Source organism: Actinomadura sp. WAC 06369, from assembly GCF_003947565.1.
Taxonomy (GTDB): domain Bacteria; phylum Actinomycetota; class Actinomycetes; order Streptosporangiales; family Streptosporangiaceae; genus Spirillospora; species Spirillospora rifamycini.
On sequence record NZ_QHJN01000173.1, the window covers coordinates 1 to 16020 of the forward strand.

A 16020-nucleotide genomic window follows, 5' to 3' on the forward strand; every position below is an offset into this window, starting at 1 on the left:
CCGATGGGGACGGCTGGCGGGCGTGGGCGCGTCAGGTGGCGCATGCGGGGCACTGCGCGCGGCCGGTGCGGCTGGCCGGTGGCGCGATGGCGGTGGACGAGCGGACGGGCGAGGTACGCGCGGAATGGTCCTCGCACGGGGCGCCGGACGGGGTCATGCTGATCGCCTGCGGGGACCGGCGGGCGGCGGTGTGCCCGTCGTGTGCGGAGGTGTACCGGCGGGACACCTGGCATCTGATCGCGGCGGGCCTGCGGGGGCGTGCGCCGCAACTGCCGGGGCGGGTGGACGCGGTACCCGCGAGCGTGGCAGGGCATCCGGCGGTGCTGGCGACGTTCACGGCGCCATCGTTCGGGGCGGTGCATCGGACTACGGACGGCGGGCCGTGCCGGGGTCGGCGGGGGCCGTCGCACTGTCGGCACGGGCAGCGTGCGTGGTGCGACGGGCGGCACGGGCCGGATGATCCGCTGACCGGTCGGCCGCTCTGCTTCGACTGCTACCGGTACGACGATCACGTGCGGTGGCACGCGGCGGTCCCCGAGCTGTGGCGCCGCACCGTGATCTACCTCTACCGGGCTCTTGCCCGGGTCGGCACGGAACGCACCGGGGCGCCGGTCACGGTCCGGGCGGTCCGGGAACTGCTGCGGGTCTCTTACGTCAAGGTCGCCGAATATCAGCGGCGGGGCGCGGTACACCTGCACGCGGTCATCCGGCTGGACGGGGCGCCGGTCGGGGACCGTAGCGCGGTGACGGCTCCTCCTGCCTGGGCGGACGCGGCGGCGCTGGAAGCGGCGATCCGGGACGCGGCGGCGCGGGTGCGGGTTCCGCTGCCGGGTCTGGGGGCCCGGTCGGTCGGCTGGGGCGTCCAGCTCGACGTGGCGCCGGTCGCTCACCCGGACCGATCGGCGGGCTACCTGGCGAAGTACATCGGCAAAACGGCGGGTGATGCGTTCCCGGGGCTCCCGGCTCGGGCGTTCGGTGCCCGGTCGGCGTCCCGGGTGCTCAAGAAGGTAGGCGATCCGCACATCGGGCTTCTGGTGCTGGCGTGCCTGCGGCTGGCCCGGCGGGAGGAGTACGCGGGTCTGCGCCTGGACGCCTACGTGCACACGCTGGGCTACCGGGGCCACTGGTCCACCAAAAGCCGCTGGTACAGCGTGACGCGGGCAACGCTCGGCGCGGTGCGGCGGGTCTGGCGGACGGCGAACCGGGACGCGCGCGGCGGGGGGCGCTGCGACCCGTGGTCGGTCGCGGACGGCGACGGGGGCGCGGTGCTGGTGCGCGACTGGCGGTACGCGGGGACGGGATGGCGGCGGCTGGGTGACGCGGACCTGGCGGCGTCGCTGGCGCGCGATCACGCGGCGGCCCGCAATCACGCGGACCTGGCGACGGTGACGAGAGAGGGGCTCGGGTGATGCTGAGCGAGGTTCTCGGGGTGCTGGTGGCGCTGGCGGCCATCCCGCTGCTGCTGCGGGTCGGGCTCGGCCGTGGCGGCGGCCGGACGATCCGCATCCGGATGGGGGAACCGCTGCGGTACCGGTTCCCGTGCCTGTGGCTCTCGCTGTGGGGGCTGGGGCTGATGGGCGCGGGCGTGCTCTGGCTGGCGTCCTCGTGCGGGTGGACGTCATGAGCGGCGGGCCGTATCGGGCGCCGTCCCTGCTGCGGGCGCTGCTGGATGTGCGCTTCCGGTGGGTGATCACGCCACGTCTGATCGGGCTGTTGTACGTGTCGGCGGCGGGGTTCAACGCGTTCGGCTGCGTCATGGGGCTGCTGACGCTCTGGGGCTTCTCCGCCTGGGCGGGCACGGGATGGCTCTGGTTCGCGCCGGTGATGATCGCGGCGGGCGTGGGCGGGGTGCTGCTCTCGCGGGTGGCCTGCGAATGGCTCATGATGACCTTCACGCACGGCCGGTCCATGGAGCGGCCTGCGGCACCGAAACCGGCCGAGCCGCCTGCGGCCGTGCCGGGCCGCGCGCCGGGGGCCGTGCCGGGCTGGGCTGCTCCGCCGCAGCCTCCACCTGCTCCGCCTGTTGCTCCGCCGTCGCCTCCGGCCTCGGGCGGCTGGGGTCTCCCGCCGAACCGGCGGCCGTAACCGGTCGGTCCGCTCGCCTTGGCTTGCGGGGCGGCGGCCAAGACGAGCGGACCGGCCCGCACAAAGGAGGGCGTGCCGCGTAGCGGCGCCTTTGAAGGGTGGTGGGTGGGGGTTCGTGGGACGGAACCGATCACAGCCGAAACCATGATCATCTACGGGGGTGGCATGGGCGACCGATGCGACGGGGACCGGACGGCGACCAACAACGATGACGTGACCGATGAGCGCGGCGGCGACGGGCGCGACGGGGACGAGCGGGCGGCCTGGGTGGCGCGCGTGGTGGATGGCCTCGGTCCTCTGGACGCTCGGGACCGTGAGGTGCTCGGGCTGCTTCTGAACCCTCGGCCGTAGGCGAGATGAGCCGCCCCGTACCCGGTGGGCTGGGTACGGGGCGGCTTGCTGTGCTCCGGCCGTCAGGCTGCGGCGCTGCCGCTGTGCGGGCGCTGGGGCTGGCGCGGTGCGCGCCGGATGTCGATCCGCGACGTATCCACGTGCCGCACGCCTCGGCCGCGCATGCCGGGCGTGACTCGCAGCAGATACCGCAACACCTCGCGCTTGCGGCCCAGACTCAAGCCTTCCCACGTCGCGCGAACGTCGGTGCTGGCCGCGAACGGCGCAAGCGGGTTGGTGCTGGTCGCCTCGTCCAGCTTGGCGCGCACGTCGGCGAGATCGGCGTCTGCGGTCGCGTTGACCTCTTCCAACCCGGCTTCGTCCAGCGCTCCCCGCGCGAACATGCGGGCGGCGCTGGTCTTGCGGGCCTCCAACGTGACGATCTCCTCGCGCATGGCGGCGATGTCGGCCGCCTGGGTCTTCGGCGCGATCAACCCGGCGGCGTCCTTGCGGGACAACCGCTCGACGATCACGTCCGATACGACTTGGTCAAGCTCTTCGGCGGGCCACTGGCAATGCCCGTTGTGCTGGTACAACGGCGTTCCCTGCTTGTTGCGGCGAACGGTGAGGACGGCTCCGTTGTCGCACTTGCCGCATCGGTAGATCAGGCTGCCGAGCCACTTGGGGGTGTTGCCGGGCGACGTCTTGCGGGCGGGGTCGGCGAACTTGGTTATGAGCGCTTGCCTGACGTCCTCGGGGATGATCGCGGGAAACGCGTTCCGCTTGACGATCTTCCCTCGGTAGACGCTGTGGCCGGACGTGCGGGGGTGGGTGAGGATCTGGATGATCGTGCGGGCGTCCCAACCCCCGTGCTCGGCCTGCTTGCCGTTGCGCTTGAGCGTGCGGCCGTCGGCCTGGCTGACCGTGGGCACCTTCCGTTCCGCCAGACTCGCCAAGATCTGCGACATTGGCACACCGGCAAGACTGTCGTCGGCCCAACGCCGGATCTCGGCCGCCTCGGTCGGGTTGTGCTGGGTCATGTCCAGCACCGGGCGGTCCTCGTAGACCCGTTCCATGGTCGGGGCCTTGGGGTTGATGCACACCGACCGAACCCGGCCGGTGTCCACTCCCCAACCGAACGGGCGCGGGCCTCCTCCGTGGTCGCCGTTGCGGGCCTGGCGCTTGCGGGCGAGCGCTACGCGCTCCCCACGGTGCTCGCTCTCGTACTCGGCTTCGCTGGTGTCGTCGCGCAACGCCTTGCGGCCTGCGGCCTTCTCAAGGTTGTACGCCTCGCCCTTGCTGGTCGCGTAGAGCTTGAGCTTGGCCGCGCGCGCTACCCGGATGAACTCGGGCAATTCCTCGGTGTTGCGGTGAAGCCGGTTCGCGTGCCAGATGATCAGCACCTTGACCCGCCCGGCCTTGATCGCGGCCATAAGGGCCTGGTAGCCGGGGCGCTCCACGCCACTAAAGGCGCTGGTGTCGTTGTCGCTGTAGCTGCGGCCGATGCCGGTTCCCAAATGCTCCTCGGCGAACTCCTCGTTTTCCTCGTGCTGGGAGCCCACACCAAGCGCGGCGCCGGTCTTGTCCAGGCTGATCCGCAAGTAATCGGCAACCGCCTCGGTCTCGATCTCCATCGCCCTGCCCTCCCGTCGATCTGCCGTTCTACCTGCATTTATACCCCGGAGAAACCCTTCAAATCCGTAGTCGGGAAGTCCACCACGATGCGGGTGATCCTCGGCCTGGACGCGGTCGAGGAGGGCACCGCGCTCATCGAGGGCAAGCCGTACCGCAGTCTTCGGCGGCCGCTGAACCATGTCGGTTCACTGCTGGACGCGGCAGCGCCGCACCCCGGCCGCAGCGGGCGCGACCACCTGCTGTGGCTGGCGCATTCGCAGGGCCTGGCCGCGCGGCGGGTGGACCAGGTGATCGAGCAGGTCGGCCTGGCCCCGGCGGCCCGGCGCAAGGCCGGCGGCTACTCGCTGGGCATGCGGCAGCGGCTCGGGATCGCCGCGGCCCTGCTGGGCGACCCGCCGATCATCATGCTCGATGAGCCGTTCAACGGCATGGACCCCGACGGCATCGTCTGGATGCGCGGCTTCCTGCGGTCGCTGGCCGCTCAGGGCCGCGCCGTGCTGGTCTCCAGCCACCTGATGAGCGAGGTGCAGGACACCGCCGACCACCTCGTCGTGGTCGGGCGCGGCAAGGCCATCGCCGACGCCGGCGTGGCCGACCTGATCGCGGCCGCCTCCAGGAACCGGGTGGCCGTGCGGACCGCGGCCGGGACGCACGCGATGGGGGTGCTCGCGGATGCCGGCGCGACCGCGACGGCCACCGGACGCGACACCATCACCGTTTCGGGCCTGCCCGCGGATCGGATCGTGACGCTGCTCAGCCAGGGCGCGGTGCCGTTCTCCGAGGTATCGGCCCACCGCGCCACCCTCGAGGACGTCTACCTGGAGCTCACCCGCGAGGCGGTCGAGTTCCGCGCCGCGACGCCCACGGAGGTCCCGCGGTGACCCCCACCGCCACGTCTCACCGCTCCGGCCGACGGGTCGGGCGGGACGGCTTCCTCCAGGTGCTGCACGCGGAATGGACCAAGTTCCGGACCGTCCGCGGCTGGGCGACCGGCATGGTGGCCGCGACGCTGCTGCCGGTGCTGTTCGCCGTGCTCGCCGGGTTCAGCAGCGATCAGAAGGGCGCACCGCACGTTCCGACCGGGCCGGGCGGTGCGCCGGTCACCGACAGCTTCTACTTCGTGCACCAGCCGCTGACCGGGGACGGCGGCATCACCGTCTCCGTCTCCGAGCTCGAGAGCAGCATCCCCGAGGGACCCGGGGACCTGCGGCCCGGCACCGTGCCGTGGGCGAAGGCCGGGCTCATCATCAAGGAGAGCACCCGCCAGGGATCACCCTACGCGGCGATCATGGTCACCGGCGGCCACGGCGTGCGGATGCAGGACGCCTACGTCAACGACACCGCCGGCCTTCCCGGCCCGGTCTCCGCCGAGTCCCCCCGCCGGCTGCGGCTGGACCGCTCGGGCGACACGATCACCGGCTATGCCTCCACCGACGGCACGAGCTGGACCGAGGTGGGCGCCGCGCGGGTGAGCGGGCTCGGATCGACCGTGCAGGTCGGGCTGTTCGTCGCGTCCCCGCCCGCCCTGGACGGCATGGGCACGCGCGGCAGCGTCTCGACGGCCACCTTCGGGGATCTTCGCGTCCAAGGGGGCTGGGCCGATGGTGGGCGGACCGATGGTGGGTGGACCGATGGTGGGTGGACCGATGGGAGGTGGACCGATGGGAGGTGGACCGATGGGAGGTGGACCGGTGGGAGGTGGACCGGTGGGAGGTGGAAGCGCAGTCCCCCGGCTTCGCCGGCTACCCGGAGAACACATCGGGGTCGTTCACCGGATCCGGCGGCGGGTTCACGGTGACCGGCGCCGGCGACATAGCGCCCGCCATCCGCGAGACCCTGCCGACCGGCGGCACCCTCCGGGACATTCTCACCGGCACCTTCGCCGCGCTGATCGCGGTGATCGTCGTGGGGGCGCTGTTCATCACCACGGAGTACGGCACCAAGATGATCCGCATCACCCTGGCCGCGAGTCCGGGGCGGAGCCGGGTGCTGGTGGCCAAGGCGATCGTGCTGGGGGGCGTTACCTTCGTCGCCGGGCTGGCGGGGGCGATCCTCGCGACTCCGCTCGGTGAGCGGCTCGCCCGCGACAACGGCGTCTACATCTTCCCGGTGTCGTCCGCGACCGAACTGCGGGTGGCGCTCGGGACCGCGGCGCTGCTCGCGACCGCCTCGGTCCTGGCCCTCTCCGTCGGCGCCGTCCTGCGGCACAGCGCCGCCGCGGTCACCGCCGTCGTCGTCGCCATCGTGCTGCCCTACATTTTGATGGCCATCCCGTTCATGCCCGCGAGCGTGGCGGACTGGCTGGCCCGGGTGACACCGGGGGCGGCCTTCGCCGTCCAGCAGACGCTTGTGGAGTACGAGCAGGTCGCAGGCCATTACACGCCGTACAACGGCTACTACCCGCTGGCGCCGTGGGCCGGGTTCGCCGTGTTGGCCGCTTACGCGGTGGTGAGTCTGGCCGTGGCCGCGGCCCTTCTCCGCAGGAGGGACGCGTGAGACTCGCCCTGCACGCGGAATGGACGAAGATGCGGACCGTCGCCGGCCCGCTGTGGCTGCTGCTCGGCACCCTCGCGGCGACGGTGGCCCTTGGCGTCGGGGCGACGTCGGTGGTGAACTGCACGGCCGGCGGCTGCGCCGGCGACACGACCAAGCTGACCCTCATGGGCGTCTACCTCGGCCAGGCGCCGGTCGCCGTCCTGGCGGTGCTGGTCGTCAGCGGGGAGTACGGCTCGGGCATGATCCGCACCACCCTGGCGGCGGTGCCGCGGCGGGCGACGGTCTTCGCGGCCAAGGCCGTCGCTCTCACCGGCGTCGTGGCCGTCGGCGGGACCGTCGCCGTCCTCGGGGCGGTGCTCGCCGGGCGGCTCATCCTGCCCGACCCCGGCGACCGGGCCCTGTCCCTGGCCGACGGGCCGACGCTGCGCGCGGTCGTCGGGACGGTCCTCTACCTGGTCCTGATCGGCCTTCTCAGCCTCGGTGTCGCGACCGCGGCGCGGGACTCGGCCACCAGCATCGGCGTCGTCCTCGGCCTGCTCTACATCGTCCCGATCGTCTCCCAGACCATCAGCGACCCGGACTGGCAGCGCCTGCTGGAGAAGATCGCGCCGATGAGCGCCGGGCTCGCCATCCAGGCCACCACCGATCTCGGCGGCCTGCCCATCAGCCCCTGGGCCGGGCTCGGTGTGACCGCCGGGTGGGCCGCCGCGGCGCTGCTGACCGGCGGTCTGCTGCTGTGCACGCGCGACGCCTAGCGCCGGCGCACCGAGCGGTTCGCCGGCGTCGTGGCCCGCTCCCTCGCCGACCGGGAGGCTCTGTGCGACCTGCTGAGCTCACAGGCGAGCCTGCTGGAGCGCAACGTCTCCGCCGGGCGGCCACCCGATACAAGCGCGCGGCCGTGACCGGTCAGCGGCCCGACAGCTCCGCCGCCAGCCCCGCGAAATCCGACGCCGTCAGCGACAGCGTCTCCTCCTCCAGCGCCTGCGTCTCCTCCGCGCTGCCCAGCCGCCGCGTCGCCGCCCGGTCCAGATACGCCTCCACCAGCCGCGCGCCCGTCAGCCGGCCCCGCGGCCGCAGCCCGCCGATCTCCCGGTCGACCACCGCCCACGCGTCCGCGCCCAGCCGCAGCGACCGCTCCTGCGCCAGCAGCCCCACCAGCGCCGCCCGCGCCCGCGGCTCGGCCAGATCCGGCAGCCGCACCGCACGCAGGTCCGTCACCAGCTCCGGCGACGCCGCCGACAGCTCACCGACCCGGTCCGGGCCGCACGTGCCCAGCAGCGCCGTGTCGTTCACGCCCTCCAGCCGCGTCCGGTAGAGCACCGTCGCGTACGCCGGGCCCTGGTCCTCGTCCAGGATCAGCGTGTCCAGCCCGTCGAGCAGCAGGACGTGCCCGGCGTGCTCCTCCAGCGCCGCACGCAGCCCCTCCGGGCCGCGCTCGCGCAGGTCCTCGGCGTGCACCGCGCGGACCTCGCCGCTGGACGCCTCCACCTCCGCCAGCGCCCGCGCCACCATCCGCGCCAGCCGCCGCTGCCCGCTGGACGGCCCGCCGATCAGCAGCAGCGCCGGCGCCGACGCGCTCGACACCTGCTGCCCGCGCAGCCGCCGCGCCCACTTGCCGCGACGCCGCACCTCGGTGACGACCCGCTCGATGTCGTCGGCGCCGCACAGGAACCGGATCCCGTACGCCTCGGCGACGTGCGCGCCCTGGTCGGGGGCGGGCGCCGGGGGCAGCGGCGGCGGCGGAGCGGGCACCGGCGCGGGCGGCGGCGGCAGTTCCCCGCCCGCCTCGCGGTCGGCGTCCCGCGCCCAGTCCGGCACCGGAGGCGGCGGGGGCGACGCGGGGTCGGCCGCCGCCGGGGCCGGGTCGGGCGGCGCCGCGGCCGGGCCCGCGCCCGGCCAGGCCGGTGCCGGGTCGAGCTGGGTGCGGAACCCGCCGGAGTCCAGCTGCGTGCGGGGCTCGCCCGGCCACTGCGGTTCGGGACCGGCGCCGGCGTCGGGCGCCGCGGCCGCGGGCTCGGCCTGCGGCCACGCCGGAGGCGGCGGTTCCGGCGGCGGCACCGGAGCGGCCGGGACCGGGTCCGGTGCGGGGGCCGCCGGTTCCGGCGCCGGAGCGGGCGCGGGGGAGACGGGCGGCGCCGCGGGAGGCTCGACCGGTGCGGCCGCCGGCGGCGGCCCCGACGGCTCCCGCTGCGGCTCCGGCACCGGCGCGACCGGCTCGTCGCCGCCCGACGCGGCGCGCTCCGCCGCCATGTGCGCGCGCGCCGCCTTGATGATGTCCCACGCCGACAGCTCGTCGGTCGACGGCGGGCTGTGCATCGCCGGGGACGTCAGCTCCGCCGCGGCCGCCTGCGGCACCGCGAACCCCGTCGCCGGCGGCGGCACCTGCGCCAGCCGGCACCACGTCAGCCCCAGCGTGTAGGTGGTCGCCAGCAGCGACGCCAGCAGGTCGGCGTCATCGGTGCGCAGCGCCTCCGGCAGCCGCCCGTCCCGCGGCCACAGCGCCCGCCCCGGGTGCGCCGGGTCGCTCAGGACGGCCTGCGCCGTGCGGGCGCCGTCGGGGTCAAGCCACCGCTGCAGCGCCGGCAGCGCGCCCGGCGCCGCCTGCAGGTCCGCCGCCAGCACCGCCACCCCCGCGCGGCGCACCTCGTCGTGGGCGCGGCCGCCCGCCGCCGGCCGCCGCGGGCCGGTGATCTGCGCGACGATCTGCTGCAGGTCGTACAGGGCCAGCCGCAGGAACTCGCCGGGGGAGGTGTCGCGGACCATCGGGGTGGCGAACTCGGCCGGGCAGCGGCGCCGCCACTCCTGCAGGATCGCCTCCGGCCCGTACCGGACGGTCGCCATGTCCTGGTTCACCATCCGCAGCGACGCCGCCGTCACCGCCGCCAGCGCGTCCGCGCCCGGACGGAACCGCGGGTCGGCCTGCAGCCCCGCCGCGACCTCGTACATCACCCGCGCGATGTGGGCGGCGCCGCCGCCGTCGCCCGCGCCGAGCCGGTGCACGTAGTAGCCGGCGAGCGTCCCGAAGTCCGGCGGCATCATCCAGTGCAGCCGCTCGGCCGGGGTCGTCAGGAACGGGATGAACGACTCGATCAGCGGGTGCTCGGTCAGCACCACCGGGGAGCCCGCGCACCACAGCAGCGCGCCCCACGCGGCGGCGATCGTGGACGGCGTCCCCGGCTGGAACATCGGGTCGCGCTGCGCGAACTGCGCCGGGTTCACCGCGAGCGCCGTCGTGATCGCCTGCGAGACCCGCGCCACGACCGAGGTGTCGGGCACCGGGCCGAGGAACCCCAGCGGCGCGACCCGGCCCGCCGCCAGGTCGGGGCCCGTCGGGAACAGCTGCGGCGGCAGCGGCGGCGTCCCCGCGCCGCGCTGCGCCGGGACCGCCACCGCCCGGTCGGCCGGGTCGGCCGGCGGCGGGCACGGGTGCCACGCCCCGTCCAGCCCGCACCGGTACCAGCGGCCCCACGCGCCGTACAGCCACCACTCGCCCGCGCCCCACAGCATCCGCGCCGCGATCTGCGCGGCGCGCTCGGCGGGCGGCGCCGTCTGCCACCACGGGGACGCCACCAGTTCACGCACGTTGCCCTCGACCGAGGCGAACAGATCTCCGCCCGGCCCGCTCCCGGTTCCGCCGGGCTGCGCCCCGGCCCCCTGCCAGCTCACCCGGCGCATAGTAGTCCTCCCCGGGCGATCCGCCGTCATCGCGACGTCCCGTCCCGCGGCGGGGCGCCGCGGGGCGGGGCGTCCGTCACCCGCCGTTCACCGCGTGCAGCCCCTCCAGCACCGTCCTCACCTGCGGCGGCATCTCCCGCTTGCCCGTGCCGGCCGGGTCGATGAACACATGCCGCACCTCCCCGTCGGCCAGGAGCCGCTCGCCGACCCGGAACTCCGGACGCACCACCATGCTCGTCACGCCCACGTGCGCCACCGGCATCCGCACCTCCAGCAGCTCGTCGAACCGCGCGCCCTCACGGAACCGGATCCGCGCCTCCGCCACCACCAGGTCGTAGCCGTCCCGCGCCATCGCGCCCGGGTCGCCGATCAGCTCCCGCCACATCTCCGTCAACGCCACGTCGTAGAAGAACAGGTAGTGCCCGTTGAACACCACGCCCTGCTGGTCGCACTCGCTGTAGCGGACCCGCAGCCGGTGAGTGAAGATCTCTCCCATGGCGCCCATCCTCCCGCGAATCCCCGCATTTCCGGCGGGGCGAGCCGCGCCGCCGGTCTCCCGGGGCGTGCCCGCGGGTGGTGCCGGCGGCTGAAGTCTCGGCAAAGGTTGCCTCCACGGAGGGTGCGGGCACGCGGTCACGGCGCCCTCCCGCGGTTAGCGTGCGGACATGCCCGACCCGCCCGGCGACCGGCCCGAGGACGCACCGGCCGGCGGCCCCGAAGGCGCGCCCGGCGCCCCCGGCGGCGAACCCGCCGGGGGGATCACCCGCGCGCCCGCCCCCGGCACGGAAGGGCACGGCACGGAAGGGCACGGCACGGAAGGGCACGGCACGGAAGGGCACGGCACGGAAGGGCACGGCGCGACCGCCGGACCGCCCGAGAACACCGCGCCCCGAGACACCATGCCCATGGGGCCCCTGTCCGGGGGCGCCGGGCCGCCCGCCGTCCCCCCGGACGAGTACGCGGGCGGCCGGGAGGCGCGGCGGATGCCGCCGTGGCTGCCCAAGGCGTTCGTGCTCGCCGGGGCGATCACCCTGGCGTTCGTCGCCGGGCTGTGGATCGTCGAACGCCTCCGCGAGCTGCTGGTGCTGCTGCTCACCTCGCTGTTCCTGGCGTTCGCGATCGAACCCGCCGTCAACTGGCTCGCCCGGCGCGGCTGGCGGCGCGGCGCCGGCACCGCGCTGATGTTCCTGGTCATCGCGGCGTGCCTCGCCGGGTTCCTCGGCGGCATCGGGTCGCTGCTGGCCACCCAGACCAGCAACCTCATCGACGAGTTCCCCGGCTACGTCACCGGCGTCATCGACTGGATCAACGACACCTTCGGCACCGAGCTGTCCCGCGAGACGCTGTTCCAGCGGCTGCCCACCGTCACCCAGCAGCTGTCGGGGCAGCTGTCGGCGCTCGCGGGCAACGTGTGGGTGATCGGCGCCACCGCCTTCGAAGTGGTGTTCAAGGCGTTCGCGGTGCTGCTGTTCACGTTCTACCTGTCGGCCGAGGGCCCGCAGTTCCGCCGGACGGTCTGCTCGGTGCTGCCGCCGCACCGGCAGCGGCAGGTCCTGACCGCCTGGGAGATCGCCGTCGACAAGACCGGCGGCTACATCTACTCCCGCGCCCTGCTCGCCCTGGTCTCCGGCGTCGCGCACTACATCGCGATGGCCGGGCTCGGCGTCCCCTACGCCGCGACGCTCGCGCTGTGGGTGGGGGTGCTGTCGCAGTTCATCCCCGTCGTCGGCACCTACCTGGCCGGTGCGGTGCCGGTACTGGTCGCGCTCACCGCGGCGCCCACCACCGCGCTGTGGATGCTGCTGTTCATCATCGGCTACCAGCAGCTCGAGAACTACCTGCTGCAGCCCCGCATCACCGCCAGCACGATGGCCATGCACCCCGCGGTCGCGTTCGGGCTCGTGCTGGCCGGCGCCGCCGTCGTCGGGCCCCTCGGGGTGCTGCTCGCGCTGCCGCTGGGCGCCAGCGTCCAGGCGTTCGCCGGCGCCTACATCCGCCGCTACGACATCGAGGAGCACCCCCTCACCGAGCCGCCCGCCCGCCGCGCCCGGTGGCGCCGCCGCGACCGCCCCGGCGGCGAACCGGAGTCGCAGGACGGCGCCGGGAACGGACCTGCCGACGGGCCCGGGGGCGGCACCCGCGACGGGTGAGGCCGGCCCCGGGTCCGATACCCGTCCCTCAAAGCAGGACCGGCGCCACAGGCACGCGTGCCTGGCTCAGACCGGACACAGGAGTGCGGGACGGGGCGAAGGGCGAGCGGCCACCGGGCCTGAGCATGCCCCAGGCGAGGTAGGCCAGGTAGGCGGCTCCGGCGAGCTTGACCACCGTGAACGCCACCGGCACGGCGGTGAACAACGCGGACAGGCCCGCAGCCGCAGCGAGCAGGTAGACCACGAATCCCACGGCGGTCCCGCCGAGACTCACCAGGCCCGCCCTGCGGCCTTGAGTGATCGCGCGGGAGGCGAGGTGGACCATGTTCGGTCCCGGAGTCAGGGCCATGCCGAGTTCGACCAGGGCCACTCCGGCGACCGCGGCCAAAGTGATCACCGGTCAACCTCCTGGGGGCGTTCGTCGGGCACCTGAGTGCTCGCAGCGGAGAGCCGCCGGGCCTTGTCACCGGCCCACGCGCCCGTCTCTCGACCGCGGTGCCATGCCCCCTGGACCGTGCCGCGGGCGCAGGCGGCGACGCGGGCGGGTCCTCGCCCCGCGCACGGGCGGTCTCCCATGTCCTCCCCGCGGTGAGGCGAGGACGCCCGGGTTCAGAGGCGGGCGGCGCCGATCGAGTTCATCAGCGTCGGCCACACGAACTTGCTCTCCCGCACCCACGCCGGCCAGTTGTGGCGCCCGTCGCCGTAGATGTGCGCGGTGTAGGGGATGTTCAGCTCGTCGAGGCGCTTCTTGAACTCCTTGTTGTTGGCGCCGATCACGATCTCGCTCAGCAGGCCGATGTCCCACGGCGCCACGTTCGGGTCGCCCGGTCCGGGACGGCCCGTGGTCCCGGCGGAGAAGAACAGGCCGGTGCCGCGCAGCTTCGGCGCGAGGGTGTGCGGGTCGTGGGCCTTCCAGTTGGCGTCGTCGGCCCACGGGATGCCCCAGATCGCGAACGGGTCCTGACCGTTGCCGGCGTTGAGGAACATCAGCATCGCCGGGATGCCCGGCTGCCGCATCGACAGCACGCCGCTCAGCGACGCCACGTAGCCGAACAGCCCCGGGTGGCGGGCGGCGTAGGACACCGCGCCCGCGCCGCCGGAGGAGTTGCCGATCGCGGCGCGGCGCGCGCCCCCGCGGTAGTTCCGCTCGATCAGCTGCCGGACCTCGGCGGTGTGGAACGTCTCCCACTTGGGGGTGGCGCCCTTGCCGTAGTTGTACCAGTCGGCGTAGGAGCCGTCCTCGCCTTCCGGCATGACCACGATGACGTCGTAGGCGCGGGCCCACGCCTCGATGTCGGTGTTGCGGGCCCAGGAGGTGTAGTCGTCCTGCCCGCCGTGGAACGCGTAGAGCACCGGCCAGGTCCGGGCGGCGCCGCGGGTCCAGTTCTCCGGCAGCAGCACGCGGGCCTTGACGCGCTTGCCCAGCGAGGGGGAGTCGATGGTGATGTCGACGTCGTTGCCGTCCAGGCCGGTCTCGGCGACGATCCGCGCGCCGGTGTCGGCGCGGACGGGGCCGTCGGCGCCCGCGGTGCCCGCGCCGATCCCCACGCCGCCCCCCACCACGAGGACCGCGACGAGGGCGCCGGACGTCGCCGGGCGGCTCCCGCGGGCCGGGCGTGACTGGCTGGGGACGGACGGCGTCATCGACTCACCTCGCGCACTGGGCGCCGCCCCCGGACGGGCCGCGCGGCTCCCGCCGAGTGTCCTCGCCTCCCGCTAAATGATCTACAAGGCGCCGTAATAAGAAACCGGCGGAGCACTGTTGAGAAGTGAGTCCTTCCCGGTGCCGGCGGTGCCGTGATAAGTGCGCCGGGGCCTGCGGGGGCGCGTCGGCGGTGCGTGGCGTGGGTCACATCCGCCCGTATTGACCGTAAGCAAGCGATTACTCGAGCATGGGGGGCGGATCCGGCGAGGAGGACGCGGCGATGACCACCCGGCAGGACGGCGGGACGATCGGCGAGATCGACCCCCGCGACATCGACCTGAGCGACCTGCGCTTCTGGGGCCGCCCCCTGGACGAGCGCGCCGCCGCGTTCGCCGCGCTGCGCGCCCGCGGCGCCCCCGCGTTCTTCGCCGACCCGCCCGTCCCGTTCACCGGCCGCGGCGCCGGATACTGGGCCCTGGTCACCCACGCCGACGTCACCGAGGCGTCCCGCAACCCGCAGGTCTTTTCCAGCGAGCCGAACGCCACCACCGTCATCGACTCGCCCGGCTTCCTCGACCGCTACGTCAACTCCATGATCAACATGGACGACCCGCGGCACGCCAAGATCCGCCGGGTGGTGTCGCGCGCGTTCAGCCCCCGGATGCTCGCCGAGACCGAGGACGACATCGCCGCCCGCGCCGCCCGCATCGTCGACGAGCTCATCGCCGCCCGCGCGTCCCGCCCCGCCGACGAACCCCTCGACTTCGTCGCGCACGCCGCCGTCCGCCTCCCCGTCGAGGTCATCTGCGACATGCTCGGCATCCCCGACGAGCTGCACCCGCGGGTCGTGCGGCTGACCAACATCGTGCTCGGCAACTCCGACCCCGAGTACACCGGCATCACCCCCGACATGGGGCGCCTGCGCACCGGCCTCGGCCTGGCCAAGGTCGCCCTCGCCGGCCGCGACCTGCACCGCCTCGCCGCCCGCCTCGGCCGCGAACGCGCCGCCGAGCCCACCGGCGACCTCACCTCCGCCCTCGTCAACGCCAACATCGACGGCGAGAAGCTCACCACCCGCGAGTTCGGCACCTTCTTCCTGCTGCTCGTCGTCGCCGGCAACGAGACCACCCGCACCGCCATCGCGCACGGCCTGGAACTGCTCACCGACAACCCCGCCCAGCGCGACCTGCTGCTCGAGGACTTCGACGGCCGCATCGGCGGCGCCGTCGAGGAGATCGTCCGCTACTCCACGCCCGTCATCTGCTTCCGCCGCAACCTCACCCGCGACCACGAGATGAACGGCCACGCCTTCCGCGCGGGCGACAAGGTCATGCTGTTCTACAACTCGGCCAACCGCGACGAGACCGTCTTCACCGACCCCGACGTCTTCGACATCACCCGCTCCCCGAACCCGCACGTCGGCTTCGGGGGACCGGGACCCCACTTCTGCCTCGGCGCCAACCTCGCCCGCCGCGAGATCACCGTGATGTTCCGCGAGCTGTTCACCCGGCTCCCCGACCTGCGCGCCGCCGGGGAGCCCGACCGGCTGATGTCCAGCCTCATCAACGGCTACAAGCGGCTGCCCTGCACCTTCACCGCCCCCTGACCGCCTCCCCGGACGCGCCCGGCACGCCCGGGGCGTCCGGGGCGTCCGGGGCGTCCGCCGCGAGGAGCGCCGCCAGCTCCCGCGGCCGCGAGAACATCGGCCAGTGCCCCGTCGGCAGCGACCGGTGCGTCCACCCCGGCCCCGCCATCGCCGCGAACACCGGATGGCCGCCCTCGGCCATCGCCCGCACCGCCTCCAGCGGGATCGACGTCGCGATCAGCGTCCGCGGCGTCTCCGGCGGCGGATCGGGACGCTCCAGCGGCTGCGTCACCGTCCCGAACGGCTGCGGCGTGCCGCGCTCGCGCAACGCCGCCAGATGCCCCTCCGACAGCCCCGCCAGATCACCCGCGCCCTCGCCGGAACCCCCGCCCGGCGCGAACGGCGGCACCGGCAGCAGC

The 16020-nt window shown here is 74.2% G+C and carries 15 protein-coding genes and 2 pseudogenes; 11 read left to right on the forward strand and 6 right to left on the reverse strand.

Annotated features, from left to right (window positions below; all coding sequences use genetic code 11):
• The 4 genes from DMH08_RS32670 to DMH08_RS32685 all read left to right on the forward strand — a co-directional run.
• The coding region (locus DMH08_RS32670) for a replication initiator (protein ID WP_233617938.1) at window positions 1-1409 on the forward strand (1409 nt) is incomplete at its 5' end.
• Window positions 1409-1624 carry a hypothetical protein gene (locus tag DMH08_RS32675; RefSeq protein WP_125619865.1) on the forward strand — a complete coding sequence of 72 codons (216 nt, stop codon included), beginning with the start codon at window positions 1409-1411 and terminating at the stop codon, window positions 1622-1624. The genes DMH08_RS32670 and DMH08_RS32675, both read left to right, overlap by 1 nt.
• Window positions 1621-2085 carry a DUF4282 domain-containing protein gene (locus tag DMH08_RS32680; RefSeq protein ID WP_233617940.1) on the forward strand — a complete coding sequence of 155 codons (465 nt, stop codon included), beginning with the start codon at window positions 1621-1623 and terminating at the stop codon, window positions 2083-2085. The genes DMH08_RS32675 and DMH08_RS32680 overlap by 4 nt, the downstream gene beginning before the upstream one ends.
• A 144-nt stretch (window positions 2086-2229) precedes the next feature.
• Complete coding sequence (locus tag DMH08_RS32685) at window positions 2230-2436, forward strand: hypothetical protein (RefSeq protein ID WP_125619869.1); 207 nt, start codon at window positions 2230-2232, stop codon at window positions 2434-2436.
• A 62-nt stretch (window positions 2437-2498) separates the two neighbouring features.
• Here the strand turns inward: DMH08_RS32685 and DMH08_RS32690 are convergent, their stop codons facing one another.
• Entirely contained in the window at window positions 2499-4049 is a 1551-nt protein-coding gene (locus DMH08_RS32690; RefSeq protein WP_158642431.1) for a recombinase family protein, read from the reverse strand.
• Between DMH08_RS32690 and DMH08_RS32695 the strand changes: the two genes are divergently transcribed.
• From DMH08_RS32695 to DMH08_RS40495, 5 genes and pseudogenes are all read left to right on the forward strand, one after another.
• Entirely contained in the window at window positions 3933-4931 is a 999-nt protein-coding gene (locus DMH08_RS32695; protein ID WP_267898586.1) for an ATP-binding cassette domain-containing protein, read from the forward strand. The two genes, DMH08_RS32690 and DMH08_RS32695, sit on opposite strands and share 117 nt — an antisense overlap.
• Window positions 4928-5848, forward strand: a complete 921-nt coding sequence (locus tag DMH08_RS42035) for a DUF1349 domain-containing protein (protein WP_233617942.1) — start codon at window positions 4928-4930, stop codon at window positions 5846-5848. The genes DMH08_RS32695 and DMH08_RS42035 overlap by 4 nt, the downstream gene beginning before the upstream one ends.
• Window positions 5845-6546 (forward strand): ABC transporter permease subunit, encoded by a 702-nt coding sequence (locus DMH08_RS42040; protein ID WP_233617939.1) that lies wholly within the window; start codon window positions 5845-5847, stop codon window positions 6544-6546. Before DMH08_RS42035 ends, DMH08_RS42040 begins: the two co-directional genes overlap by 4 nt.
• Complete coding sequence (locus DMH08_RS32705; RefSeq protein WP_125619873.1) at window positions 6543-7301, forward strand: ABC transporter permease subunit; 759 nt, start codon at window positions 6543-6545, stop codon at window positions 7299-7301. Before DMH08_RS42040 ends, DMH08_RS32705 begins: the two co-directional genes overlap by 4 nt.
• Window positions 7302-7328: 27 nt before the next feature.
• A pseudogene (locus tag DMH08_RS40495) lies at window positions 7329-7448 on the forward strand (hypothetical protein); the annotation flags it as partial.
• Between the two features lie 4 nt (window positions 7449-7452).
• On the opposite strand, the gene DMH08_RS32710 reads toward DMH08_RS40495, so the two are convergent.
• Window positions 7453-10212 (reverse strand): ATP-binding protein, encoded by a 2760-nt coding sequence (locus DMH08_RS32710; protein WP_125619875.1) that lies wholly within the window; start codon window positions 10210-10212, stop codon window positions 7453-7455.
• A gap of 85 nt (window positions 10213-10297) precedes the next feature.
• On the reverse strand, window positions 10298-10717 hold the full coding sequence (locus DMH08_RS32715; protein ID WP_158642433.1) for an acyl-CoA thioesterase: 420 nt from the start codon (window positions 10715-10717) through the stop codon (window positions 10298-10300).
• A gap of 169 nt (window positions 10718-10886) precedes the next feature.
• Here DMH08_RS32715 and DMH08_RS32720 point away from each other — a divergent pair, with 169 nt between their 5' ends.
• Window positions 10887-12371: an AI-2E family transporter gene (locus DMH08_RS32720; protein WP_267898587.1), complete on the forward strand. Its 1485-nt coding sequence runs from the start codon at window positions 10887-10889 to the stop codon at window positions 12369-12371.
• A 28-nt stretch (window positions 12372-12399) separates the two neighbouring features.
• Here the strand turns inward: DMH08_RS32720 and DMH08_RS32725 are convergent, their stop codons facing one another.
• Window positions 12400-12768 carry a LysE family transporter gene (locus tag DMH08_RS32725; RefSeq protein WP_199748118.1) on the reverse strand — a complete coding sequence of 123 codons (369 nt, stop codon included), beginning with the start codon at window positions 12766-12768 and terminating at the stop codon, window positions 12400-12402.
• Between the two features lie 212 nt (window positions 12769-12980).
• Complete coding sequence (locus DMH08_RS32730) at window positions 12981-14015, reverse strand: alpha/beta hydrolase (RefSeq protein ID WP_026401835.1); 1035 nt, start codon at window positions 14013-14015, stop codon at window positions 12981-12983.
• Between the two features lie 281 nt (window positions 14016-14296).
• On the opposite strand from DMH08_RS32730, the gene DMH08_RS32735 reads away from it, so the two are divergent.
• Window positions 14297-15622 (forward strand): cytochrome P450, encoded by a 1326-nt coding sequence (locus tag DMH08_RS32735; protein ID WP_125619883.1) that lies wholly within the window; start codon window positions 14297-14299, stop codon window positions 15620-15622.
• Here the strand turns inward: DMH08_RS32735 and DMH08_RS40500 are convergent.
• Window positions 15609-16020: pseudogene (locus DMH08_RS40500) on the reverse strand (hypothetical protein); the annotation flags it as partial. The gene DMH08_RS32735 and the pseudogene DMH08_RS40500 overlap by 14 nt on opposite strands.